Origin of the sequence: Streptomonospora litoralis (assembly GCF_004323735.1) — a bacterium.
Lineage (GTDB): Bacteria > Actinomycetota > Actinomycetes > Streptosporangiales > Streptosporangiaceae > Streptomonospora > Streptomonospora litoralis.
Genome location: NZ_CP036455.1, coordinates 3,214,671 through 3,237,153, shown reverse-complemented (window position 1 = coordinate 3,237,153; position 22,483 = coordinate 3,214,671). Strand labels below are relative to the sequence as shown.

Below are 22,483 nucleotides of genomic sequence, written 5' to 3'. Positions count from 1 at the left end.
CTACTCGCTGGCCAGCGCGGCGGTGATCGAGGTGCGCGCCGCCCGGCGCGAGGGCAGCACCGAGGCCAGCAGCCCGGCCGCTACCGCCGCCGCGATGAAGCCGCCGATCTGCGCGGCGGGCACCTGGAACACCAGGGTGTCGAAGATCGCCGCGGCCGCGGCCCAGCCGAAGGACACCCCGAGCGCGATACCGACCAGCGCCCCGATCAGGCACAGCAGCGCCGCCTCGATGCTGAGCATGAGCCGGAGCTGGCCGCGCTTGAGGCCCAGCGCCCGCAGCATCGCCGACTCGCGGGTGCGCTCCAGCACCGACAGCGCCAGCGTGTTCGCGATGCCGAACACGGCGATGACCACAGCGAGGCCCAGCATCGCCACGATCGCCAGGAACGCCGTGGCCAGGACGTCCTCGTACTGCTGGCGCATCTGCGCGACGGAGTCGACCTGCACGGTCGGGTACTCCGCCACCGCGGAGTCGATCGCGTCCGCCAGCGCCTGGTCTTCGGCATCCTCGGCACCGGTGACCATCAGCAGTTCGTCGGTGTCGACCCCGGGGAAGGCGGCGGCGAAATCGCGCGGCGCCATCAGCACGCTCCACGCCCCCTGGTTTCCGCCCACGACCGCGGCGATCGTGTAGGAGCGCCGCCCCTCCTCGGTCTCCAGGGTCAGCGTGTCGCCGACACCGCTGTCGCCGGCGAAGTCCGCGTGGACGGCCACGTGGCCCGGTCGGACGTCGGCGAGATCGCCGGCCCGGGCTTCGGCCGGGGCGACGGTGGCGGGGTCGGCGCCCCGGTAGGTGTAGACGAAGGCCAACCGCTCATCGCCCTCCACCGTCGCGCTGCGCTGGGAGATCACCCTGCCGACCGCGGACGAGTCGCGCAGCTGCGCGCCGACCTCGCCCGGAACGCCCTCGCTGTCCTCGCTGAACTGGGCTTGGATCTGGTAATCCACCGGGAACTGCCGGTCGAGCATCTCAGTGGTGGTGGCCATCATCGTCGCGTTGATCACCGAGTACCCGCTGATCAGCGTGGCGCCCACGGTCAGCGCGATCATCGCGGTGGCGGCCCGGCGCGGGTTGCGGCGGGCGTTGTCGGCGGCCAGCGTCGCGGAGACACCGGTGGCCCGCATCAGCGGTGCGATCGCGGCCACGGCCGCGCGCACCAGTAGCGGGCTGAGGACGACGACGCCCACGAAGGCGATCATGCCCGCCCCGGTCACCAGGTACAGCCCGACCTCCGGGCCGACGTCGCGCATTGCGAAGGCGACCACGCCCGCCGAGGCCAGCAGCAGCAGTGCGCCCACGGCGACGCGGACCGCGCTCAGCCGCTTGCCGAGGCCGGTGGCCACGGCACTGGTGCGCAGCGCCGCCAGCGGCGGTACGAACATGGCGCGGCGCGCCGGCAGCAGTGCCGCGAACAGGGTCATCGCGGTGCCCACGCCCAGCCCGATCAGTACGGTCTGCGGTGTCACCACCACCGCGGTCTCCGCCGAGCCGGATGCGAACGCCTGCGACCCCAGCGCGAACCCGACGGTGCCCAGCCCGATACCGGCGGCGACGCCGGCGGCCGAGGCCAGCAGGCCCACCACCAGCGCCTCGATCACCACGCTGCCGAAGACCTGCCCGCGCACGGCGCCGACGCAGCGCAGCAGCGCCATCTCGCGCTGCCGCTGGGCCACCAGGATGGCGAAGGTGTTGTGGATGACGATGGCCGCCACCAGCATGGAGATCATGGCGAACAGCAGCAGGGCGACGGTCAGTACCTCGGCCTGGAGCCCCGCCTGTTCGGCGAGCCGCTCGCCCAGCTCCTGGCCGGTGAGCACCTCGGTGCCCGAGGCGGTGACCGCGGAGACGGCCTGCACGGCCTGCTCGGCTGTCACCCCCTCCGCGGCGATCGCGTCGATTTCGGCGAAGGTGTCGGTACCGGTCATCTCGGCCGCTGTGGCGGGGGTGAACGCGACCGCGCCGCGGTAGTTGATCTCGCCGGAGATGCCGAAGTCGATCAGCCCGGTGACGGTGAAGTCGTGCTTCTGGCCCTCGGGCCCCAGCACGGTGGCGGTGTCGCCGACTTCGTAGCCCGTGGTGTCGGCGGTGGTGGTGGCCAGCGCCGCCTCGTCGGGGCCGTCGGGCAGTTCGCCCTCGGCGGCCGAATAGCGGGTCACCTCGCCCACCGACACTCCGAGAGTGGGGACGCTCCCCACGGCCCGCCCGTCCTTGTCGAGCAGCGGGGCGGGCGCCCGGGTGACACCGGCGGCACGGTCGATCTCGGGCAGGGCGCGGACGTCGTCGAGCACCTCGCGGGAGATGCCCTGGTCCGCGTCGGCTTCGGGCTGGGCGACGGCGTCCACGGTCTGCGCCGAGGCCATCACCTGGCTGGTGAAGCTCTCCCGCAGCGTGTCGGAGAAGACCAGCGTCCCCGAGACGAACATGACGCCCAGGGCGATGGCGAGTGCGGTCGTGACGAGCCGGCCCTTGTGCAGGCGCAGGCCGGCGAGTGTGGTGCGCAGCATGAGGGCTCAGGACTCCAGCTTCACCAGGCGGTCGAGCACGGTCTCGGCGGTGGGGGACTGCACCTCGTCGACCAGGCGCCCGTCGCGCAGGAACACGACGCGGTCGGCGTAGGAGGCCGCCACGGGGTCGTGGGTGACCATGATGATCGTCTGGCCCATCTCCCGTGCCGAGTCGCGCAGGAAGCCCAGTACCTCGGCACCCGAGCGGGAGTCCAGGTTGCCGGTGGGCTCGTCGGCGTAGACGACTTCGGGGTCGCCCAGCAGGGCGCGGGCCACCGCCACCCGCTGCTGCTGGCCGCCGGAGAGCGCCGAGGGCAGGTGGCCGAGCCGGTCGCCCAGCCCCACCACCTCCACGATGCGCTCGAAGCGCGCGGGGTCGTGTTTGCGCTTGGCGATGCGGCCGGGCAGCAGGATGTTCTGCTCGGCCGTGAGCATCGGAAGCAGGTTGAACGACTGGAAGATGAAGCCGATCCGGTCGCGGCGCAGCAGGGTGAGCTGCTTGTCGCGCAGCCGGGTGATCTCGGTCCGGCCCAGGTGCACCGTCCCCGACGAGACGGTGTCCAGGCCGGCCAGGCAGTGCATCAGCGTGGACTTGCCCGAGCCCGACGGCCCCATGATCGCGGTGAAAGCTCCGCGGGCGAACTCGACGCTGACGCCGTCCAGGGCGCGCACGCCCGACTGGGCGTCGCCGTAGACCTTGGCGAGGTCGCGTGCGACGACGACCGGCGGGGTGGCGGTGTGCTCGGATGCTGGGGCGGCCGAGGCCGCGCTCTGGCTCACGTGGGGTTCTCCAGACCTGTGGTCGGGTGTACTGAGTCGGCAGGCGGCGCCGTTGCGGTGTCCGGCTCGGCGCGCCGCACCCGGAAACGCTACGGCCGCGCGCGGCCCCGCGGCATCGACCGCCGAGCCGAGATCCGCGGTGGCGAAAGACCCCCCGTTCGCGCCCGCGTCCGCACTTCGGGCGGTATCGGCCCCCGACTTTCGTCGGGGGGCCACCCGGGCCCGGCGGCGGTCATGCTGCCCGCCGGAGGCCGAGCCGACCACGCTGACCGGCTCGGGCGCGGCGTACCGACCTTCGTCGGTGCACAAGCTTCGCCGCAGGTCGGCCGCCCTGTGCCGGGTGCGGCCCGGCATAGACTCCCGAAACATGGCCAAGGACCGCACAGCACCTCCCGCAGGCGCCGCGGCCTCGGCGGACACCGGCACGGCGCGGCGGCGCCCGTGGTGGGCCCGCTGGTGGGACCGGCGCCACCGCGCCGCCGACTGGCTGCTGGCGGCGATGTTCTTCCCGTGGACCCCCCTGATGCTGGTGGGGGAGCCGCAGGGGCTGCTCGTCCTGGCGGCGGGGGCGGCCCGATCCGTGACCGGAATCACCGGGGGAGTTCCCGCCGTCCTCGCGGTCGCCGGTGGAACGCTGGCGGTCACCACCACGGTCTGCACCGCCGTACTGCTTCGCCGCAGCCACCCCGCGCTGCTGCTGTGGACGGCGGCGGCCGCGCTCGTCGGCTACGGCGACTTCGGGCTGGCCCCCCTGGCGCTGTTCACCTACGCCGCCTGGTTCGACGAGCGGCGCCGGCTCGCCGTGTGGACCCTCGGGCTGACGGTGTGCTTCCTGGCCGTCTCCACCGCCGACGGCATGGCGCCGGCCCCGGCCATCAGCCTGCTGCTGATGTTCTGGGGGCTGCCGTTGGCGGTGGGCCTGTGGATCGGTACCCGCCGTGCGCTCATCCTCAACCTGCGCGAGCGCGCCGAGCGGCTGGAACGGGAACAGTACCTGCTCGCCGACCAGGCCATCTCCGCCGAGCGCACCCGCATCGCCCGCGAGATGCACGACGTGGTGGCCCACCGGGTCAGCCTGATGGTGCTGCACGCCGGCGGGCTGGAGGTGTCCGCCTCGGACGAGCGCACCGCCCAGAGCGCCGCCCTGATCCGCAACACCGGACGCGACGCGCTCTCGGAGCTGCGTGAGATCCTCGGCGTGCTGCGCGACAACCCCGAGGCGGGTGTGCCGACCGCGCCCCAACCGATTCTGGCCGACCTCTCCCGCCTCCTCGGCGAGTGGCGCGCGGCCGGAATGCCGGTCGAGGACACCTCCGCCGGCACCCCGGCGGGACTCTCGGCCCAGACCGAGCGCACCGCCTACCGCATCGTGCAGGAGGCACTGACCAACGCCGCCAAGCACGCACCCCGATCGCCGGTGCGCGTGCACCTGGAGCACGGCCCCGAAACCCTGGAGATCACCGTGGACAACGCACCGCCGCCGACCATCCCCGTCGACCCGCCTCCGGGCAGCGGCTACGGCCTCGCGGGTCTGCGCGAGCGCATCACGCTGGCCGGGGGCACCCTGCACACCGGGCCGCGTCCGGACGGCGGCTGGCGGGTCGCCGCCGTGCTGCCCGGGGCCCGCACCGGCGGCGCGCAGCGGCAGGGGGCGTCGGGGTGATCCGCACACTCCTGGTCGACGACGAGCAGTTGGTGCGCTCGGGCCTGCGGATGATCCTCGACTCGGCCGACGACGTCGAGGTGGTGGGCGAGGCAGCCGAGGGCGGCGAGGCTCTGGAGCTGTCCGAGCGGCTGGAGCCCGACCTCGTGCTGCTGGACATCCGCATGCCCGGCACCGACGGGCTGACGGCGGCCGCCCGAATGGCGGAGCTGCCGCGCCCGCCCAAGGTGGTGCTGCTGACCACCTTCGACCTGGACGAGTACGTCCACCGCGCGCTGCGCGCCGGGGCGGTGGGCTTTCTGCTCAAGGACACACCGCCGCGCGACCTCATCGGCGCCGTGCGCACCATCGACGAGGGCAACGCGATGCTCGCCCCCAGCATCACCAAGCGCATGCTGGAGCGCTTCGCGGTCTCGGCCACCGACACCGCGGCCGAGGCCGCGCGCCGCCTGCAGGTGCTCAGCGAGCGGGAGCGCGACGTGCTCGTGGCGATCGCGCGCGGTATGTCCAACGCCGAGGCCGGCCGCAGTCTGGGCATGCGCGAGGCCACGGTCAAGGCCCATGTCAGCAGCATCCTCGGCAAGCTGGACATGGGCAACCGGGTGCAGGCGGCCATCCTTGCCCACGACGCGGGGTGGGCCTGACGCCGGCGCCCGCGGTGGTACGGGGCCCTGACGGACCCGGTTGGCGGCCCCACCGGCGCCCCACCCCGTGAGGCGTCTATTGTGTTGTGGTACTCCGCTTGCGGCGCCGGCGCGCTGCGGGCGCAGGATCGTTACGAGAAAGGCCGTTTCCGTGGCCGTTCGCACCCAGGGGGGCATGGGGATGCCGGCCGTGCCCTCCGCTGAACCCGCAGGAGATGGATCCGCCCGGCGCAGTGCCGAGTCCGCCGGTCCCGCGGTGCCGCGGCGGCTGATGGCCGCGGCCACCCGCCTGTTCGCCGAGAAGGGCTTCGACCGCACCTCTGTGCAGGAGATCGTCGGCGCGGCCGACGTCACCAAGGGGGCGATGTATCACTACTTCGACTCCAAGGACGACCTCCTCGCCGAGATCTACGCGCGCGTGCTGCGCCTGCAGATGTCGCGGCTCAGTGAGATCGCCGGAGAGCAGGGCCCCGTGGCCGAGCGCGTCGGCCGGGCCGCCGCCGACGTGGTGGTCAGCACCATCGACAACCTGGACGACGCGACCATCTCCTACCGGTCGCTGCACCAACTCAGTGCCGAGAAGCAGCGCGAGGTCCGCGCGCAGCGCCGCCGGTACCACGAGCTGTTCCGCTCGCTGATCACCGAAGGGCAGGACGAGGGCGTCTTCACCGACCGGGTGCCCGCCGACATCGTCTGCGATTTCTACTTCGGCAGCGTCCATCATCTGAGCACCTGGTACCACCCCGAGGGCGCGCTGAGCCCGCAGCAGATCGGCGACCATTACGCCCGTCTGCTGCTGGACGCCCTGCGCCCGCAGGCCTACGGCCGCTGAGTGCGCGCACCGGCCGCAACGGCCGCGGATGCCGCGGTTCGGGGGCCGCGGGCCGGGCGTATCGCGACCGGTTCGGGCGCGATCGGGCGGCGGACCTCTGCCCGCCGGTGCCCGGAAGCCGCTTCGGCGCGGCGCGGCCGCGACGTGACGAAGGCGGCCCATCATCGTGAAGCGTGTGCCGGGTAGAGACGCCCGGAGCCGGCGGGACGCGTCGGCGGAGTCGACCTCGATCGAGGAGGAACGGTGCTGTCCAGCGGTCTGGGAGCCACGCCCGTGGCGCTACTGGTCGTGGTTCTCGCCACGTGCGGGGCGTATCTGGCCCTCATCGTGTTCTCACGCCTCGCCGGGCTCCGGTCCTTCTCTGAGATGACCAACTTCGACATGGCCGCCACGGTGGCCTTCGGGTCGATCGTGGCCACTACAGCGGTCGGCACCACCTCACTGTTGGAGGGCGTCGTGGGCTTGGGCGTGCTGTTCACCGTGCAGGCCCTGCTCGCCTGGTACCGCCGCCACGACGGCGGCGAGCGGCTGATGGACAGCGGTCCGCTGCTGCTGATGCGCGACACCGAGGTCATCGAGGACAACCTGTCGCGGGTGCGGATGACGCGCGGCGACCTGTGCTCCAAGCTGCGCCTGGCCGGAATCACGACCTTCGACCAGGTCGCCGCGGTGGTGATGGAGTCCACCGGAGAGGTCTCGGTGCTGCGGCGCAACCCTGACGGGACGCCGCTCGAGCCCGAGCTGCTGGCCAGCGTCAGCGCAGGCGACGGGCCTCCCGCGATCTGATCCGGCCACCCTGCCGCGGCCCCGGACGGCGCCCGGCGGACCTCCTGCGCGCGCACGGCCCCGGCGGATTCCGGTCGCCGTCCACAGCCCGGCCGTGCGAGTAGTGGCGGCGCCTGTGGCGGGACTAGTCTCAGGAGTCACACGTTCCCGCGTAGTCCTGTCGTTGTTAGAGGTTCTGAGACTGTGGCTGACCCCTTCGTCCACCTGCACGTCCACACCGAGTATTCGATGCTGGACGGCGCCGCCAAGCTGAAGCCGCTGTTCGCCGAGGCGGCCCGGCAGCAGATGCCCGCGGTCGCCATGACCGACCACGGCAACATGTTCGGCGCCTACGAGTTCTGGGAGCAGTCCAAAGGCTCGGGGGTCAAGCCCGTCATCGGCATCGAGGCGTACGTGGCGCCGGAGTCGCGGTTCCACAAGAAGCGGGTGCGCTGGGGCCGCGGCGACTCCGACGAGAACACCGAAGGCGGCAAGGACATCTCCGGCGGTGGCCGCTACCTGCACATGACCATGTGGGCGCGCAACGCCACCGGCCTGCGCAACCTCTTCCGCATGTCCTCGCTGGCCAGCCTCGAGGGCTACTACGGCAAGCCGCGCATGGACCTGGAGCTGATGAGCCGCTACGCCGAGGGGATCATGGTCTCCACCGGCTGCCCCTCAGGGGGGGTGCAGACCCGGCTGCGCCTCGGCCAGGAGAAGGAGGCCATCGACTACGCCGCCAAGCTCCAGGACATCTTCGGCAAGGACAGCGTCTTCCTGGAGCTGATGGACCACGGCATCAGCATCGAGCGCGATGTCCGCGACGGCCTGCTCAAGGTCGGCCGCGAACTGAACCTGCCCCCGCTGGTGACCAACGACTCCCACTACGTCACCCAGGACCAGGCCCAGGACCACGACGCCCTGCTGGCGGTGGGCGTCGGCAAGAACCTCGACGACCCCGCCCGGTTCAAGTTCAACGGCGACGGCTACTACATCAAGTCCGCCGAGGAGATGCGCTCGCTGGTGAGCCTGGACGAATGGGCCCAGGGCTGCCGCAACACGCTCATGGTCGCCGACTCCGTCGAGGACGGCGCCTACGACGAGGTCTTCGCCTCCCGCGACCTCATGCCCAAGTTCGACGTGCCCGAGGCCGAGACCCAGTCGACGTGGCTGCGCAAGGAGATCGACCGGCTCACGCCCACCCGCTACCCCGACGGCACCGACGACGCCGTGCGCGACCGCATCGACCGCGAACTGCACATCATCAACGAGATGGGCTTTCCCGCCTACTTCCTGGTCGTCTCCGACATCTGCCAGTACGCGCGCAAGCACGGCATCGCGCTGGGTCCGGGGCGCGGGTCGGCGGCCGGATCGATGGTCGCCTACGTGCTCGGCATCACCGACCTCGACCCGCTGGCGCACGGACTGCTGTTCGAGCGGTTCCTCAACCCCGAGCGCGTCACCATGCCCGACATCGACCTGGACTTCGACGAGCGTCGGCGCGGGGAGATGATCGAATACGTCACCGAGTTCTACGGCGAGGAGCGGGTGGCCCAGATCCTCACCTTCGGCACCATCAAGGCCAAGGCCGCCGTCAAGGACTCCACCCGAATCCACGGCCTGCCCTACGCACTGGGCGACCAGATCACCAAGGCGTTCCCGCCGCCGGTCGGCGGCAAGGAGATCTCGCTGGCCGAGGTCGAGGACGACTCCGCCGAGCGCTACGCCGAAGCCGTCGAGCTGCGCACCCTGATGGAGAAGGACCCGCAGGTCAAGAAGGTCATGGAGACCGCCCGCGGCATCGAGGGGCTCACCCGCGGCACCGGTGTGCACGCAGCCGGCGTGATCCTCTCGGCCGAGCCCCTGCTGGACGTCGTGCCGCTGCACAAGCGCGACACCGACGGCGCCATCATCACCGGGTTCCCCTTCCCGCAGTGCGAGGAGATGGGCCTGCTGAAGATGGACTTCCTGGGCCTGCGCAATCTCACGATCATCGACGACGCGATCCAGAACGTAAAGTCCAACGAGGGCGTCGAGATCGACTGGTCCCAGGTCGGTTTCGACGACCCCAAGACCTACGAGCTGCTGGCGCGCGGCGACACCCTGGGCGTGTTCCAGCTCGACGGTACGGCCATGCGGGCGCTGCTGCGCAGGATGCAGCCCACCCAGTTCTCCGACATCGTCGCCGTCAACGCGCTGTACCGGCCCGGCCCCATGGCGGCCAACGCCCACAACGACTACGCCGACCGCTCCAACGGGCGCCAGGACATCACCTCGATCCACCCGGAACTGGCCGACGCGCTGGACCCGATCCTCTCCGAGACCTACCACCTGCTCGTCTACCAGGAGCAGATCATGGCCATCGCCCAGCAGATGGCCGGCTACTCGCTGGGCGGCGCCGACCTGATGCGCCGCGCTATGGGCAAGAAGAAGAAGGAGGCGCTGGAAAAGGAGTACACCAAGTTCAACGCCGGCATGCTGGAGCGCGGGTTCTCCCAGGAGGCCGTCGACACGCTCTGGGAGGTCATGCTCCCCTTCTCCGGATACGCGTTCAACAAGTCGCACGCCGCCGGCTACGCCATCCTCTCCTTCCGCACCGCCTACCTGAAGGCCAACCACCCCGCCTCCTACATGGCGGCCCTGCTCACCTCCGTCAGCGGCGACAAGGACAAGATGGCGGTCTACCTCGCCGAGTGCCGCAAGATGGGCATCCAGGTCCTGCCGCCCGACGTCAACGAATCGGCGCTGCGCTTCACCGCCGTCGGCGCCGACATCCGCTTCGGCATGGGCGCCGTGCGCAACGTCGGCACCAACGTGGTGGAGTCCGTCATGGGGACCCGCAAGGCCAAGGGCGAGTTCACCTCCTTCGTCGACTTCGTGTCCAAGATCGAGCTGGCCGCCTGCAACAAGCGCGTCGTGGAGTCCCTGGTCAAGGCCGGGGCCTTCGACGGGTTCGGCCAGCCCCGCATGGACCTGTTCAACCACCACGAGCACGCCGTCGACGCGATGATCTCGGCCAAGAAGCAGGAGGCGCACGGCCAGTTCGACCTGTTCGGCGGCGGCGACGAAGACGACTCCGGGCCGATCGGGCTCGACATCACCTGGTCGGACAAGGAGTGGGACCGCAAGACCAAGCTCGCCTTCGAGCGGGAGATGCTGGGCCTCTACGTCTCCAGCCATCCGCTGGCGGGCGCCGAGCGCATCCTGGCCCGGTCCAGCGACGCCGCCATTCTCGACATCAACAACGGTGAGCGCCGCGACCGCGCGGAGGTGCAGGTGGCGGGGCTGATCTCCGGCGTGGAGCGGCGGGTCAGCAAGCAGTCGGGCAACCCCTGGGCGAAGGTGACCATCGAGGATCTCGACGCCAGCATCGACGTGCTGTTCTTCGCCGAGGCCTACACCCTCTACTCCGAGGTGCTGGTCGAGGACACCGCCGTCTCAGTCAAGGGCCGGGTCAAGGAGCGCGAGGGCGAGTACTCCATCCAGGCGGTGGAGCTGACCCCGCTCGACATCAGCCACGTCTCCGAGGGGCCGCCACCCATGCTGCTGACCGTGCAGGAGCAGCGCCTGACCGCCGACCTGGTCGACGAGCTCAAGCACGTGCTCAAGGCCCACCGGGGCGAGACACCGCTGACCATCCGCGTGGACCACCCCGCCAAGTCGCGGGTCTACGACGTCCCCGGCTACCCGGTCCGGGTGGGCCCGGAGCTGGCCGGCGACCTGAAATCCCTGCTGGGCGCCGAGGCGGTCACCTACTAGTCCTCCGGCACCCGGCACGCCGCACCGGTGCGCGTCCGCACCGGTGCGGCGGCCTCGGGTGCGAGCGGACACCGCCCCCACCGGACTCCCGCCGCCAGGAAACCGACCAGATGGTATGTTGATCCTCTGTCGAGGTAACAGCAGGCCGCTGCGTCCCCCGGCGCCCCGAGGACCTGCGGGGCGGCGGCGCGGCGGCCGGCCGAGCAGAGCGTGGGAGAACGCATGGGCGCAACGAGCGAGACGAATCCGCCGGGACTGGACCTGCCGCGGCTGGGCGCGTACCTGCAGGCCCAGCGGCCGGGCATGCTCAGCGGTGCGCTCACCGGCGACGTCATCGCCGGCGGGCGCTCCAACCTCACCTACCGGGTGACCGACGGGCACGGCCGGTGGGTGGTGCGCCGGCCGCCGCTGGGCCACGTCCTGCCCACCGCTCACGACATGGGCCGCGAGCACCGCGTCGTCAGCGCTTTGGCCGACACCGCCGTCCCGGTTCCCGAGACGGTGCTGCTGTGCGAGGACGGCGACGTGATCGGCGCTCCCTTCTACGTCATGGAGTACGTCGAGGGCGTGCCCTACCGCACGGCCGAGGAGCTGGACGCGCTGGGCCCCGCCCGCACCGGCGGCATCGCCGCGGCCATGATCGACACGCTGGTGGACCTGCACGCCGTGGACCCCAAGAACGTGGGGCTGGCCGACTTCGGGCGGCCCGAGGGCTTCCTGGAGCGGCAGCTGCGCCGCTGGAGCAAGCAGCTGGAGGCGTCGCGCAGCCGGGAGCTGCCCGGCATCGACACGCTGCACCAGCGCCTCAGCGCCCGCATCCCCGCCTCGCCCGAGCCGACCATCGTGCACGGCGACTACCGGCTGGACAACCTCCTCGTCGACGCCGACGACCGGATCACCGCGGTGCTGGACTGGGAGATGTCCACCCTGGGCGACCCGCTCACCGACCTGGCCCTGATCATCACCTACAGCAGCGCGGCCATGGCCGACACCAGCAGCGTGAGCAACGCCCACACCGCCGAGGGCTACCCCGACGCCGACGAGATCATCGCCCGCTACGCCCGCGGTTCCGGCCGCGACGTCTCGGCCCTGGACTGGTACGTGGGCCTGGCGTTCTTCAAGCTCGCGGTGATTCTGGAAGGCATCCACTACCGGCACAGCAAGGGCCAGACCGTCGGCGAGAACTTCGACCGCATCGGCGATGCGGTGCCGCGGCTGGTCGACGGCGGGCTCAGGTACCTGAGCGGGAGTTGAACAGCGGCGTTTGCGGCCCGCCGGAGGCGAGCGCGGCGCGGTCGTGCGGGGCGTCGAAGTCCGGCCGCGGCCCGGCCGGGACGATCCGCTTGGGGTTCAGCGCGCCGTGGGTGACGTAGTAGTGGCGCCGGATGTGGTCGAAGTCGGTCGTCTCGCGGAAGGCCGGCAGCGAGTACAGGTCGCGGGTGTAGCCCCACAGGTTGGGGTAGTCCGCCAGCCGCCGCACGTTCGTCTTGAAGTGCGTGTTGTAGACGGGGTCGAACCGGGCCAGGGTGACCCACAGCTTGACGTCGGCCTCGGTGACGCGGTCGCCGGTGAGGAAGCGCCGGGTGGCCAGCCGCTCCTCCAGTTCGTCCAGCGCCGCGAACAGTTCGGCTACGGCGCTGTCGTAGGCCTGCTGGGTCGGCGCGAAGCCGCAGCGGTAGACGCCGTTGTTCACGGCGGTGTAGATGCGCTCTTCGAGTGCGTCGATCTCCGCGCGCAGGCCCTCGGGGTAGAGGTCCACGTCGTGCTCGGCCCAGTCGTCGAAGCGGGCGTCGAGGTCGGTGGTGATGTCGGGGAAGTTGTTGCTGACGATGCGCCCGCCGGCGGTGTCCCACAGCACGGGCACCGAGATGTGGCCGTCGTAGCCGGGCTCGGTGGCCTCGTAGGCCTCGCGCAGCAGCGTGAAGTGCCCCACGGTGTCCGGCCCGTGGCCCCGCCCCTCGCGGAAGGCCCAGCCGCGGCCGTCGCGCACCGGGTCGACGATGCCCACCGACACCGCCTGCTCCAAGCCCTTGAGCTTGCGCACGATCAGGCTGCGGTGCGCCCACGGGCAGGCGTAGGAGGCGTAGATATGGTATCGCCCTGCCTCGGCGGGGAACTCCTCGCTGCCGATGCGCCCTCGGAAGGGGTAGGCGGGGCGCCGGAACTCCGGGCCCTTGGGCTTGGTCATCCGCTCCCCGTAGTCGCCGTGGACGTCGAAGTCGACGGGTGTGGCGATGATGGCGGTCTCCACTGCGGTCCTCCCGTTGCGCTGGCGGCACTGCCGCGGTCGGTGCGGGTCGGTGCGGCCGCTGGGCGCGCACGCCTCCCTGCATACCCGGACGCGCCCGCCGCCACCAGCCGGCGGCCGTCCGCCCGCCCGACAGCTGCGGTGCGGTGCGGCCGCGGACGGCGCACAGGCCGCCCGCGGCGGACGCGCACGTCGGCACGGGTGTGTGCCCACCGCCTCGGTTCCCCATACCGCCCGGTAGCTCGATACGCTGCTGTCCGTTTGGTTCATGGTCGCGATAGCGCCGTCCGGCGCACAGAGGAGCACGAAATGTCCCGATCGGCACTGGTCACCGGCGGCAACCGGGGGATCGGCCTGGCCATCGCCCGCGAGCTCGCCGCGGGTGGAGACCAGGTCGCCGTGACCTACCGCTCCGGCGAACCCCCCGAGGGCCTGCTCGGTGTCAACTGCGACATCACCGACACCGCCCAGGTCGACGCCGCCTTCAAGCGGATCGAGGAGGAGCAGGGGCCGGTCGAGGTGGTGGTGGCCAACGCCGGAGTCACCAAGGACACGCTGCTGGCCATGATGAGCGAGGACGACTTCTCCTCGGTGCTGGACACCAACCTCACCGGTGCGTTCCGGGTGGCCAAGCGGGCCGTGCGCTCCATGATGCGCCGCCGCAGCGGCCGCATCGTGCTGATCTCCTCGGTGGTGGGCCTGCTGGGCTCCGGCGGACAGGCCAACTACGCCGCCTCCAAGGCCGGACTCGTCGGCCTCGCGCGCTCGCTGGCCCGCGAACTCGGCTCCCGCGGCATCACCGTCAACGTGGTCGCCCCCGGCTTCATCGAGACCGCCATGACCGCCGAGCTGGACGAGGAGCGCCAGACCGCCATCAAGAGCAACGTGCCGCTGGGGCGGTTCGGCGCGCCCGAGGAGGTCGCCAAGACCGTGCGCTTCCTCTCCTCTCCGGACGCGGCGTACATCACCGGTGCCGTCATCCCCGTCGACGGCGGCCTCGGCATGGGCCACTGAGCACGCACGGACACGGCCCCGCGGCGCCCTGCGCCCCCGACACGCCCGCCGAACACGACGAACAAGAACAGGACAGCACACTTCCATGGGAATCCTTGAGGGCAAGCGCATCCTCGTCACCGGGGTGATCACCGACAGCTCGATCGCCTACCACGTCGCCCGCATGTGCCAGGAGCAGGGCGCCACCGTCGTCCTCACCGGGTACGGCCGGCTCTCCCTGGTCGAGCGGATCGCCCAGCGCCTGCCCGACGCCCCGCCCGTGCTGGAACTCGACGTCACCGACGAGGACCAGCTGAGCAGCCTCGCCGAGCGGGTGCGCGAGCACGTCGACGGCATCGACGGCATCGTGCACTCCATCGGCTTCACCCCGCAGGAGGCCCTGGGCGGAAACTTCCTCAACGCATCCTGGCAGGACGTCGCCACCGCGATGCACACCTCCACCTTCTCGCTCAAGGCGCTGTCGACGGCGCTGCTGCCGCTGATGAAGGACGGCGGGTCCATCGTCGCCATGGACTTCGACAACAGCGTCTCCTACCCCGTCTACGACTGGATGGGTGTGGCCAAGGCCGGGCTCACCTCGACCGCCCGCTACCTCGCCCGCTACCTGGGCGAGTACAGCGTCCGGGTCAACCTCGTCTCGGCCGGACCGCTGCGCACCATGGCCGCTCGCAGCATCCCCGGTTTCGACGAGCTGGCGGACGCCTGGCCGCAGCGCGCCCCCATGGGCTGGGACACCTCCGACCCCGAGCCGGCTGCGCGCGCCGTCGTCGCGCTGCTGTCGGACTGGTTCCCGGCGACGACCGGCGAAACCGTGCACGTCGACGGGGGATTCCACTCCACCGGCGCGTAGACTGCCACCCGCCGACCTATGCACGCGGGCGCCCCTGTTCCTCGGGGGCGCCCGCGTTCGCGTCGGCGGGTCGAGCAGCCACGCACCAACGAGAGGGGACCAGCCACCATGGACCTCGGACTGCACGGCGCACGCGTCGTCGTCACCGGCGCCAGCCGCGGGATCGGCCGGGCCATCGCGCAGACCTTCAGCGAAGAGGGCGCCGACCTGGCGATCTGCGCCCGCTCGGCCGAACCGCTGCAGCGCGCCGCCGAGCAGCTGCGCGCCGGCGGGCGCACGGTGGCCGAGGAGGCCCTCGACGTCGCCGACACCGAGGCGCTGCGCGGCTTCCTGGACCGCTCCGCCGAACACCTCGGCGGCATCGACGTCCTGGTCTCCAACGTCTCGGCCGGCAGCGCGGCCACCCCCGACCAGTGGGAGCGCGGGTTCGAGACCGACATCCTGCCCTTCGTGCGAATGGCCGAGCACGCCCGGCCGCACCTGGAGAACTCCGAGCGCGGCGGGGCGATCGTGCTCGTCTCCACGACATCGGCGCTGCACACCACCGCCCCCTCGGGGCCCAAGGCCTACGGCGCGGTCAAGGCCGCCCTCAACCACCACGCGGCGGCACTCGGCCACACGCTGCCGGCGCAGGGAATCCGGGTGAACACGGTCTCCCCGGGCCCCATCGAGTTCGAGGGCGGCGGCTGGGCGCGCCGCCGCGGCTCGGACCCCGACTTCTACAACAGCATCCGCGAGCGCATCCCCGTCGGCCGCCTCGGCCGCCCCGAGGAGGTCGCCCGCGCCGTCGCGTTCCTCGCCGCCCCGGCGGCGTCCTTCATCACCGGCGCCAACCTGGTCGTCGACGGCGGCTTCGTCGACCGGGTCTAGTAGCACTTCGCCAAGTTCCTGAATTCCGTGTGCCGAGCTGGTCGACTCGGGCGTGCCGTCTCCGGCCCCGCCCGCGCATGGCTCGGCGCGCCGAGGGCGCCTCGGGTCTGTTGCGCGGCCGTGGCACCGGGCGGGGGCGGGTCGCCTGGGAGGAAAAGCGGCGACAACGGCGGCGGCCCCTCCCGCCCGCGCCGGCGCTATCTGCTCCCGTGGCCGGGCGGGCGCGGCGCGCGGCGGTTGGGCCCGGTCGGCGTCTATTGCGCGGAAATCACCACGTCCAAGGCCGATCCGTGGCGATTTCCGCGCAATAGACGCCGCGAAACCCGACATAAAGGACTCCCGGGCGCCCGGTCAGCACCGAGCCGCCACGTGGTTCGGCGGGGGTGCCTCGGGCGGAGTCGGGCACCGGGCACCTTCGTCGTATCCGCAGGTATCGACGGGCAATGGCGACGGGTTGCTCCCTCATCCCTCGCGCAGCACCTGGACCAGGCGCGTGTGGCGGGGCAGCGCGGCGTTCTCGCGCACGCCCTGAGCCAGGGCGGGGCCGGCGGCCTGCACGAGGGACAGGTGGCGCTGCGCCGTCGTCAGCGCCGTGTAGACCTGCGGCCGCGACGCCCGCGTCTCGGGCGGGAACACCGCGACGACCGCGGGCCAGCGGCCGCCGTGCGCCGCGGCGACGGTGATCGCCCACCCCGGCCGCAGCTGCGCCGGGTCCGCCACCCGGGCCAGAGTTCCGCCCGGCAGTTCCACGGCGAGCACAGGCGCACCGCCGCCCTGCCCGTTGCCGTCGTCACCGTCTGCGACACGCAGGTAGCCGACGTCTCCGGCGGCGCAGCCCGGCCCGTCGGCGGTCACGAGAACCCGGTCCCCCGCGTCCAGGCCGCCGTGAGCGCCCGGACCGGGGTTGAGCCGCTCCTTGCACACCGCGTTCAGCGCGTCGGTGCCCGCCTCGCCGCCGCGTGTGGCGGCGACGATCTGCACCTGCTCGGCGGGGATCTCCAGGGCACGGGGGATGGAGTCGGTGATGAGCTGCACCGTCCGGTGCGCGGCAGCGGCGGCGGAGTCCGCGGGCACGACCACCACCTCGCGGCCCGGTGCGCCGACCTCCTCCAGTTCGCCGCCGGCCACGGACTCGGCCATGCGTGCCAGCGGACCCGCGTCGGGACCTTCGGGCAGGTCGGCGACGTGCACGGTGCGCGAGGCGACCAGGTCGGCCACGACGCTGCCCGGCGCGGCCGAGGGCGCCTGCGCCGGGTCGGCGAGCAGAACCAGGTGCGTGCCGTCGGCGCAGGCGTCGACGAGCGCGGCGGCCCGGTCCACGTCGAGCCACCTGGCGCCGGTGACCACTACCAGCCCGGCCTCGATCGGTCGCTCCGAGCGGCGGCCGTGCACGCCGGGGGAGCGGGTCTCCAGCAGCACAGCCAGCGGCACTGCGGCCACGTCGCCTCCGGCGCCCAGATCGGCGAGGGCGGAGTTGACCTCGGCGGCAGCCTGGGCGGTGGGTGAGGCGACGGCGATGCCGGCCTCGCTGTCGGCGGCGATGGCGGCGGCGCAGGCCAGCGCGTGCGCGACGGGTACCCGGGCACCCGCGCCGTGCTGGAGCACGCAGACGCCCCGCAGCGCGACCGTGACCAGTGCGGCGGCGGTCCGCGGGTCGACCTCGGCGCCGAGGCGCTCGGCGGTGGCCTCGACGGTCTCGGCGGCGGTCGCGGAGTCCATGATCGGCTCGCTGGTGCCGGCGAGGCGGGCCAACCCCTCGCCGAGGTCCTGTTCGGCGAGGCCGATGCGGGTCAGCGCGTACCAGCGGTCGGGGTCGGGCACCTCGCCCGGGTCGCCGCCGTCGAAGTCGTCGCCGTCGTCGGGTTCGTCGACCATCTCGAAGCTCAGCACCTCGCCGCCGTCCAGCGCCGCGCTCAGCGCGGCATCGACCGAGCGGACGCCCATCGACCGCAGAGCCCCGGCGAGGCGCTGCTCCTCCAGTGCGGTGTGGCCTTCACGCGCGCCCTGCCGCAGCAGATGCGCGGCCAGCGCCTTACCGCGCCGCGGATCGTCGGGAGAAGCTTCGGCGCCCAGGACGTGCCGGGCGCAGTAGTCGGCCTGCTGGGGGGTCACGCCTGAGACCGCCAGCAGCCGCCAGGGGTCGGTGGAGATTTCGGCCCCGGCCCGCGGGCCCAGCGCGCCTACCAGCGGCTCCGCCAACCCGGCGGGAGCGCCCATTTGCTCCAGCGCCTCGCGCGCCCGCCCCACCGCGTCGCCGCCCCCGGAATCCCCCGCAGCCGGGTGCCGCCCGGCGGCCTGCGGTGGCGGCACCTGCGACGGCGCCTCGGATCCGGGCGTACCCGACATGGCGAACGGTCCTCTCCAACGGCGGTTTCGTCCCTGGGAGCTTAGCGAGCCCCGACGACAGGCCGCTGCAACTGTCCACAGGAGACCGCATAACGGAGCGGCGATCGTGCCGTTCTTCAGCGGTGCTTCTCCCTGCACGATCGCAGCGGCAAATCCGCGCATATGGGGCATACCGGGCTACGGTGGCGGCGCCGAGGACGCGTCGTCCAGCGCGTCGCGGATCTCCCGGGGCAGTTCCACGCCCTCCATGGACAGGATCTCCTCAAGCTGGGCGGTGGTCCGCGGGCCGACGGTGGCCGCGGCCACCCCTTCGCGATCGCGGACCCAGCTCAAAGCGACCGCGAGGGGTGACACGCCGAGCCCCTCCGCCGCCGTGCAGACCGACTCCACGACGCGTCCGCTCCGCTCGTCCAGGTAGGGCTCGACGAACTGGGCCATGTGGGAGCGGGAGGCGCGGGAGGCGTCGGGGATGCCGTTGCGGTACTGCGCGCTGAGGACGCCGCGGCCCAGCGGGGACCAGGCGATCAGGCCCGCGCCCTGGTCGGCGAGGGCGGGCAGCAGCTCCCGTTCGGGTGCGCGGTTGAGCAGGGAGTACTCGCATCCGGCGGTGACGATGGGGACGCCCGCGAAGCGGGTGGAGGCGCGCTGCCAGGAGGCGTAGGTCGCGAACTGCCAGGCGGTGAAGTCGCCGGTGCCCGCGTAGCGGACCTTGCCTGCGCGCTGGGCCGCGTCGAGCGCGGACAGGGTCTCCTCCACGGGGGTGTCCCCGTCGCGCACGTGCAGCTGCCACAGGTCGACGTGGTCGGTGCGCAGCCGGCGCAACGAGGCGTCCAGAGCGGCGAGCAGATGACGGCGGGAGAGGTCGCAGGGCCGGTAGCCCTGCGGTGTGTGCCCGGATTTCGTGGCGATGATCACATCGTCGCGCCGGACGACCCCGCTGACCAAGCGTCCGACGATGCGTTCGCTCTGTCCGCCGCCGTAGATGTCGGCGGTGTCGACGAGGGTGCCGCCGGCGTCCACGAACGCGGTGAGCTGATCGGCGGCTTCCTCTTCCTGGGTGTCCTTTCCCCAGGTCATCGTGCCCAGAGCAGTGCGGGACACCCACAGCCCCGATCCACCCACCTGTCGCTGTTCCATGGCGCGGAGATTACCGCGTTATGCTGTCACTGGCGCTGACCCGCACCGCGCAGTCCCGAAGTCACGCAGAGTGAGATAGTGGCTGCGCTCTCGCCGGTGTCGGCGGCCCGCCGTCCCCTCCCGCGCGCCCGCCCCGAGGGCCGCCGCGGCCAAGGGGCTGAGCCTCCCGGATGTCGTGACGGCTCCGATCCCAGTAAGCTGCCGGGGTCCCGCCCCCCGCACGCCGCACGGGTCGCGCCCCTGTCACCGCCCCGTCGGTGACGAACGCGCCCGCACGCCGGCGTGCGGGCGCCCGGTCGTGCGCGCTCCCACGGCCGGCCGCGGCTTCGCCCCCCGGATCGCGAACGCCTGGGCGCTGGAGCCCCACGCCTGCCGACGAAGACCCAGGAGCCGAGCCCGCCGTGTCCATATTCGAGGCCATCGTCCTTGGTGTTATCCAAGGACTGACCGAATTCCTCCCGATCTCCTCCAGCGGCCACCTCCGGGTGGTCTCCGCGTTCCTCGGCTGGCCCGATCCGGGGGCCGCATTCACCGCGGTCAGCCAGATCGGCACCGAGTTGGCGGTGCTGCTCTACTTCCGCAAACGCATCTGGGCGATCCTGTCCACCTGGACGCGGTCGCTGGGAAACCGGGAACTGCGCTCCGACATGAACGCCCGCATGGGCTGGTACGTCATCATCGGCACCATCCCCGTCGGCATCCTCGGTCTGGCGCTGGAGGAGCAGATCGACAGCATCTTCCGCGACCTGCGGCTGATCGCGCTCACGCTCATCGTCTTCGGCGTCTTCCTGGGTCTGGCCGACCGCTACATGCGCAGGCACCGCACCCTCGTCGACCTGACGGTGAACCGGGGAATCATCTACGGGCTGTTCCAGACCCTCGCGCTCGTCCCCGGCGTCTCGCGGTCCGGCGCCACCATCACCGGCGGCAGGCTGCTCGGCTTCCAGCGCGCCGACGCCGCCGAGTACGCCTTCCTGCTGGCGATGCCGGCGGTGTTCGCCTCCGGGCTGTACAAGCTCACCGACATCGGCGGTGACGAGTACGCCGGGTGGACGGCCTCGTTCGTCGGCACCGCGGTGGCGTTCGCCATCGGCTACGTCGTCATCGCCTGGCTGATGCGCTTCATCACCACGCACAGCTTCATGCCCTTCGTGTACTACCGCTGCGCGCTGGGCGTCCTCATCCTCACCCTGGTCAGCTTCGGGGTGCTGGAGCCGCGCGGCGGCGAGGTCGGCGACGAAACCCCGGCGCTGAGCTCGCAGAGCGAGCAGAGCGGGGAACAGCGGAACGAGCAGCAGGGTGAGCCGGACACCCAGGCCGACCCGAGCCCGCAGGAGACCCCCTCGCCCACCGCCGATCCCTCGCCCTCGGCCGGTGTCGACCCGGTCACCGGCTGGCCGATCGACCCGCAGACCGGTCTGGCGCAGGACCCGCAGACCGGGCAGTACCGCGACCCCGACACCGGCGAGAACGTGCGGATCGATCCGCAGACGGGCCTGCCCATCGACCCCTACACCGGGCAGCCCTACGACCCGACGGCCGACGAGGCCCGGTCGGCGCAGTAGCGGCCGGCCGCCCGATATGGTTGCGCCCGATGGGCACACCTACGCAGCAGCCGCAGCCCGAGTCCGGCGAGCGCCGGGAGCAGCCGCCACCCGAACCCGTGGCGACCCTGCTCCTGGTGCGCCACGGGCTGACCGAGACCACCGGCAGCACGCTGACCGGCCGCGCGCCGGGCGTGCACCTCGACGAGCGCGGCCGCGGCCAGGCAGAGGAGCTCGCCCGCCGGCTGAGCGGCGTGGAGTTGGCCGCGGTCGTCTCCAGCCCGCTGGAGCGATGCCAGGAGACCGCGGCCGCCGTCGCCGCGGCAGCGGGCCGCCGAGTGGTCACCGACGACCGGTTCAACGAGTGCGATTACGGCTCCTGGACCGGTCGCAGGCTCGCCGACCTTGCGGGCGAGCCGCTGTGGCGCACCGTCCAGGCGCACCCCAGCGCGGCCCGCTTCCCCGACGGCGAGAGCCTCGCCGAGATGTCGGCCCGCGCCGTCGCCGCCGTGCGCGACTGGAACGCCCACCTGACCGCCGCCTCGGCCAACCCCGTTTACGTGGTGTGCAGCCACGGCGACGTGATCAAGGCGGTGGCCGCCGACGCGCTCGGCCTGCACCTGGACCAGTTCCAGCGCGTGCAGGCCGACCCGTGCTCGCTGACCGCGGTCCGCTACACGAGCGTGCGCCCGTTCGTCGTGCGCCTCAACGACGTCGGCGGTTCGCCGGCCGGCCTGGTGCCCTCGCCCGAGCAGTCCTCCGGCGACGCCGCCGTGGGCGGGGGAGCGGGCGGCGCCCAGACCGCCCCGGCCGGTTAGCGACTGCCGCGCGCCCGCGGCCGGGCGGCGGCGCCGCCAGACGGTGTGCGGCCCGACCCGGCCTGCGAATCGCGAGGCTGAGCAGGATCCTCTAGGGTTCATGGCATGTCCGTGTTCGAATACGACCCTCCGGACCGCTTCGTCGCCGGGACGGTGGGGCAGCCGGGGGAGCGCACCTTCTTCCTGCAGGCCGCCGGCGGCGGCCGGGTCACCAGCGCCGTCGTGGAGAAGGCCCAGGTATCGGCGCTCGCCGAACGCATCGAGGAACTGCTGGAAGAGGTGCGGCAGCGCTTCGGCGATCCGCTGGAGGCCGGCGAGCCCGGCGAGTCCGACGACGATCCGCTGGAGCAGCCCATCGACGAGGACTTCCGGGTGGGCACGCTCGCTCTGGCCTGGGACGCCGAGTCCGCACGGGTCATCATCGAGGCCCAGCAGGTCGAAGAGGAGTCCGAAGGCGAGGACGAGGAGGAGGTCGAGGTCTTCGCCGAGGACGCGCCCGAGGGCCGCGACGTGCTGCGCGTCCACCTGACGGCGGGGGAGGCGCGCGCCTTCGCCGGTCGGGCGATGAAAGTGGTCGCCGCGGGACGTCCCAACTGCCCGTTGTGCGGTCAGCCACTCGACCCCGAGGGGCACATCTGCCCGCGCCAGAACGGGTACAAGCCCGGCGGGATGTGAGGCGCCCGCGTCGAGCGGGAGCGCAGTGAGGAC

General features: G+C 72.2%; 17 protein-coding genes. 12 read left to right on the top strand and 5 right to left on the bottom strand.

Going from position 1 to position 22,483, the window contains the following annotated elements; translation table 11 throughout:
• Both EKD16_RS13890 and EKD16_RS13885 read right to left on the bottom strand, forming a co-directional pair.
• A complete protein-coding gene (locus EKD16_RS13890) occupies nt 1-2,505 on the bottom strand; it encodes an ABC transporter permease (RefSeq protein ID WP_131098775.1) in 2,505 nt (834 codons plus the stop codon).
• A 6-nt stretch (nt 2,506-2,511) separates the two neighbouring features.
• On the bottom strand, nt 2,512-3,285 hold the full coding sequence (locus EKD16_RS13885) for an ABC transporter ATP-binding protein (protein ID WP_131098774.1): 774 nt from the start codon (nt 3,283-3,285) through the stop codon (nt 2,512-2,514).
• A 367-nt stretch (nt 3,286-3,652) separates the two neighbouring features.
• On the opposite strand from EKD16_RS13885, the gene EKD16_RS13880 reads away from it, so the two are divergent.
• The 6 genes from EKD16_RS13880 (at nt 3,653) to EKD16_RS13855 (ending at nt 12,202) form a co-directional block, all read left to right on the top strand.
• The gene (locus tag EKD16_RS13880) at nt 3,653-4,948 is read left to right on the top strand and encodes a sensor histidine kinase (RefSeq protein ID WP_242676963.1); all 1,296 of its coding nucleotides are present in this window, start codon (nt 3,653-3,655) and stop codon (nt 4,946-4,948) included.
• Nucleotides 4,945-5,592 (top strand): response regulator, encoded by a 648-nt coding sequence (locus tag EKD16_RS13875; RefSeq protein ID WP_131098773.1) that lies wholly within the window; start codon nt 4,945-4,947, stop codon nt 5,590-5,592. The genes EKD16_RS13880 and EKD16_RS13875 overlap by 4 nt, the downstream gene beginning before the upstream one ends.
• A 271-nt stretch (nt 5,593-5,863) precedes the next feature.
• The gene (locus EKD16_RS13870) at nt 5,864-6,424 is read left to right on the top strand and encodes a TetR/AcrR family transcriptional regulator (RefSeq protein WP_242677433.1); all 561 of its coding nucleotides are present in this window, start codon (nt 5,864-5,866) and stop codon (nt 6,422-6,424) included.
• Nucleotides 6,425-6,667: 243 nt separating this feature from the next.
• Nucleotides 6,668-7,210, top strand: a complete 543-nt coding sequence (locus EKD16_RS13865) for a DUF421 domain-containing protein (protein WP_131098771.1) — start codon at nt 6,668-6,670, stop codon at nt 7,208-7,210.
• Between the two features lie 183 nt (nt 7,211-7,393).
• Nucleotides 7,394-10,948, top strand: coding sequence for a DNA polymerase III subunit alpha (gene dnaE / locus EKD16_RS13860; RefSeq protein WP_131098770.1), 3,555 nt, complete (start codon nt 7,394-7,396; stop codon nt 10,946-10,948).
• 222 nt (nt 10,949-11,170) lie between these two features.
• Entirely contained in the window at nt 11,171-12,202 is a 1,032-nt protein-coding gene (locus tag EKD16_RS13855; protein WP_131098769.1) for a phosphotransferase family protein, read from the top strand.
• Here the strand turns inward: EKD16_RS13855 and EKD16_RS13850 are convergent.
• Entirely contained in the window at nt 12,180-13,199 is a 1,020-nt protein-coding gene (locus tag EKD16_RS13850) for a glutathione S-transferase family protein (RefSeq protein ID WP_242676962.1), read from the bottom strand. The two genes, EKD16_RS13855 and EKD16_RS13850, sit on opposite strands and share 23 nt — an antisense overlap.
• 306 nt (nt 13,200-13,505) lie before the next feature.
• Here EKD16_RS13850 and fabG point away from each other — a divergent pair, with 306 nt between their 5' ends.
• The 3 genes from fabG to EKD16_RS13835 all read left to right on the top strand — a co-directional run bounded on the left by fabG (nt 13,506) and on the right by EKD16_RS13835 (nt 15,930).
• Complete coding sequence (gene fabG / locus EKD16_RS13845; protein WP_131098768.1) at nt 13,506-14,210, top strand: 3-oxoacyl-[acyl-carrier-protein] reductase; 705 nt, start codon at nt 13,506-13,508, stop codon at nt 14,208-14,210.
• Nucleotides 14,211-14,295: 85 nt separating this feature from the next.
• Nucleotides 14,296-15,060: an enoyl-ACP reductase FabI gene (gene fabI / locus EKD16_RS13840; RefSeq protein ID WP_131098767.1), complete on the top strand. Its 765-nt coding sequence runs from the start codon at nt 14,296-14,298 to the stop codon at nt 15,058-15,060.
• A gap of 108 nt (nt 15,061-15,168) precedes the next feature.
• Nucleotides 15,169-15,930 carry an SDR family NAD(P)-dependent oxidoreductase gene (locus EKD16_RS13835; protein WP_131098766.1) on the top strand — a complete coding sequence of 254 codons (762 nt, stop codon included), beginning with the start codon at nt 15,169-15,171 and terminating at the stop codon, nt 15,928-15,930.
• A 462-nt stretch (nt 15,931-16,392) separates the two neighbouring features.
• Here EKD16_RS13835 and EKD16_RS13825 read toward each other — a convergent pair whose 3' ends face one another.
• Nucleotides 16,393-18,276, bottom strand: coding sequence for a helix-hairpin-helix domain-containing protein (locus EKD16_RS13825; protein WP_131098765.1), 1,884 nt, complete (start codon nt 18,274-18,276; stop codon nt 16,393-16,395).
• Nucleotides 18,277-18,453: 177 nt separating this feature from the next.
• Nucleotides 18,454-19,413, bottom strand: coding sequence for an aldo/keto reductase (locus EKD16_RS13820; protein ID WP_207391298.1), 960 nt, complete (start codon nt 19,411-19,413; stop codon nt 18,454-18,456).
• A gap of 401 nt (nt 19,414-19,814) precedes the next feature.
• On the opposite strand from EKD16_RS13820, the gene EKD16_RS13815 reads away from it, so the two are divergent.
• From EKD16_RS13815 to EKD16_RS13805, 3 genes are all read left to right on the top strand, one after another.
• The gene (locus EKD16_RS13815; protein WP_131098764.1) at nt 19,815-20,978 is read left to right on the top strand and encodes an undecaprenyl-diphosphate phosphatase; all 1,164 of its coding nucleotides are present in this window, start codon (nt 19,815-19,817) and stop codon (nt 20,976-20,978) included.
• Between the two features lie 29 nt (nt 20,979-21,007).
• Entirely contained in the window at nt 21,008-21,775 is a 768-nt protein-coding gene (locus EKD16_RS13810; protein ID WP_131098763.1) for an MSMEG_4193 family putative phosphomutase, read from the top strand.
• Nucleotides 21,776-21,880: 105 nt separating this feature from the next.
• Complete coding sequence (locus EKD16_RS13805) at nt 21,881-22,450, top strand: DUF3090 domain-containing protein (RefSeq protein WP_131098762.1); 570 nt, start codon at nt 21,881-21,883, stop codon at nt 22,448-22,450.
• The last annotated feature ends 33 nt before the right edge of the window (nt 22,451-22,483 follow it).

What these genes read in the sequence shown, in the direction of transcription:
- EKD16_RS13810 (WP_131098763.1), top strand. Translation starts at nt 21,008, where the DNA reads ATGGGCACACCTACGCAGCAGCCGCAGCCCGAGTCCGGCGAGCGCCGG.
- EKD16_RS13855 (WP_131098769.1), top strand. Translation starts at nt 11,171, where the DNA reads ATGGGCGCAACGAGCGAGACGAATCCGCCGGGACTGGACCTGCCGCGG.
- EKD16_RS13820 (WP_207391298.1), bottom strand. Translation starts at nt 19,413, where the DNA reads ATGGAACAGCGACAGGTGGGTGGATCGGGGCTGTGGGTGTCCCGCACT.
- fabI (WP_131098767.1), top strand. Translation starts at nt 14,296, where the DNA reads ATGGGAATCCTTGAGGGCAAGCGCATCCTCGTCACCGGGGTGATCACC.
- EKD16_RS13835 (WP_131098766.1), top strand. Translation starts at nt 15,169, where the DNA reads ATGGACCTCGGACTGCACGGCGCACGCGTCGTCGTCACCGGCGCCAGC.
- fabG (WP_131098768.1), top strand. Translation starts at nt 13,506, where the DNA reads ATGTCCCGATCGGCACTGGTCACCGGCGGCAACCGGGGGATCGGCCTG.
- EKD16_RS13880 (WP_242676963.1), top strand. Translation starts at nt 3,653, where the DNA reads ATGGCCAAGGACCGCACAGCACCTCCCGCAGGCGCCGCGGCCTCGGCG.
- EKD16_RS13890 (WP_131098775.1), bottom strand. Translation starts at nt 2,505, where the DNA reads ATGCTGCGCACCACACTCGCCGGCCTGCGCCTGCACAAGGGCCGGCTC.
- EKD16_RS13870 (WP_242677433.1), top strand. Translation starts at nt 5,864, where the DNA reads ATGGCCGCGGCCACCCGCCTGTTCGCCGAGAAGGGCTTCGACCGCACC.
- EKD16_RS13825 (WP_131098765.1), bottom strand. Translation starts at nt 18,276, where the DNA reads ATGTCGGGTACGCCCGGATCCGAGGCGCCGTCGCAGGTGCCGCCACCG.
- EKD16_RS13805 (WP_131098762.1), top strand. Translation starts at nt 21,881, where the DNA reads ATGTCCGTGTTCGAATACGACCCTCCGGACCGCTTCGTCGCCGGGACG.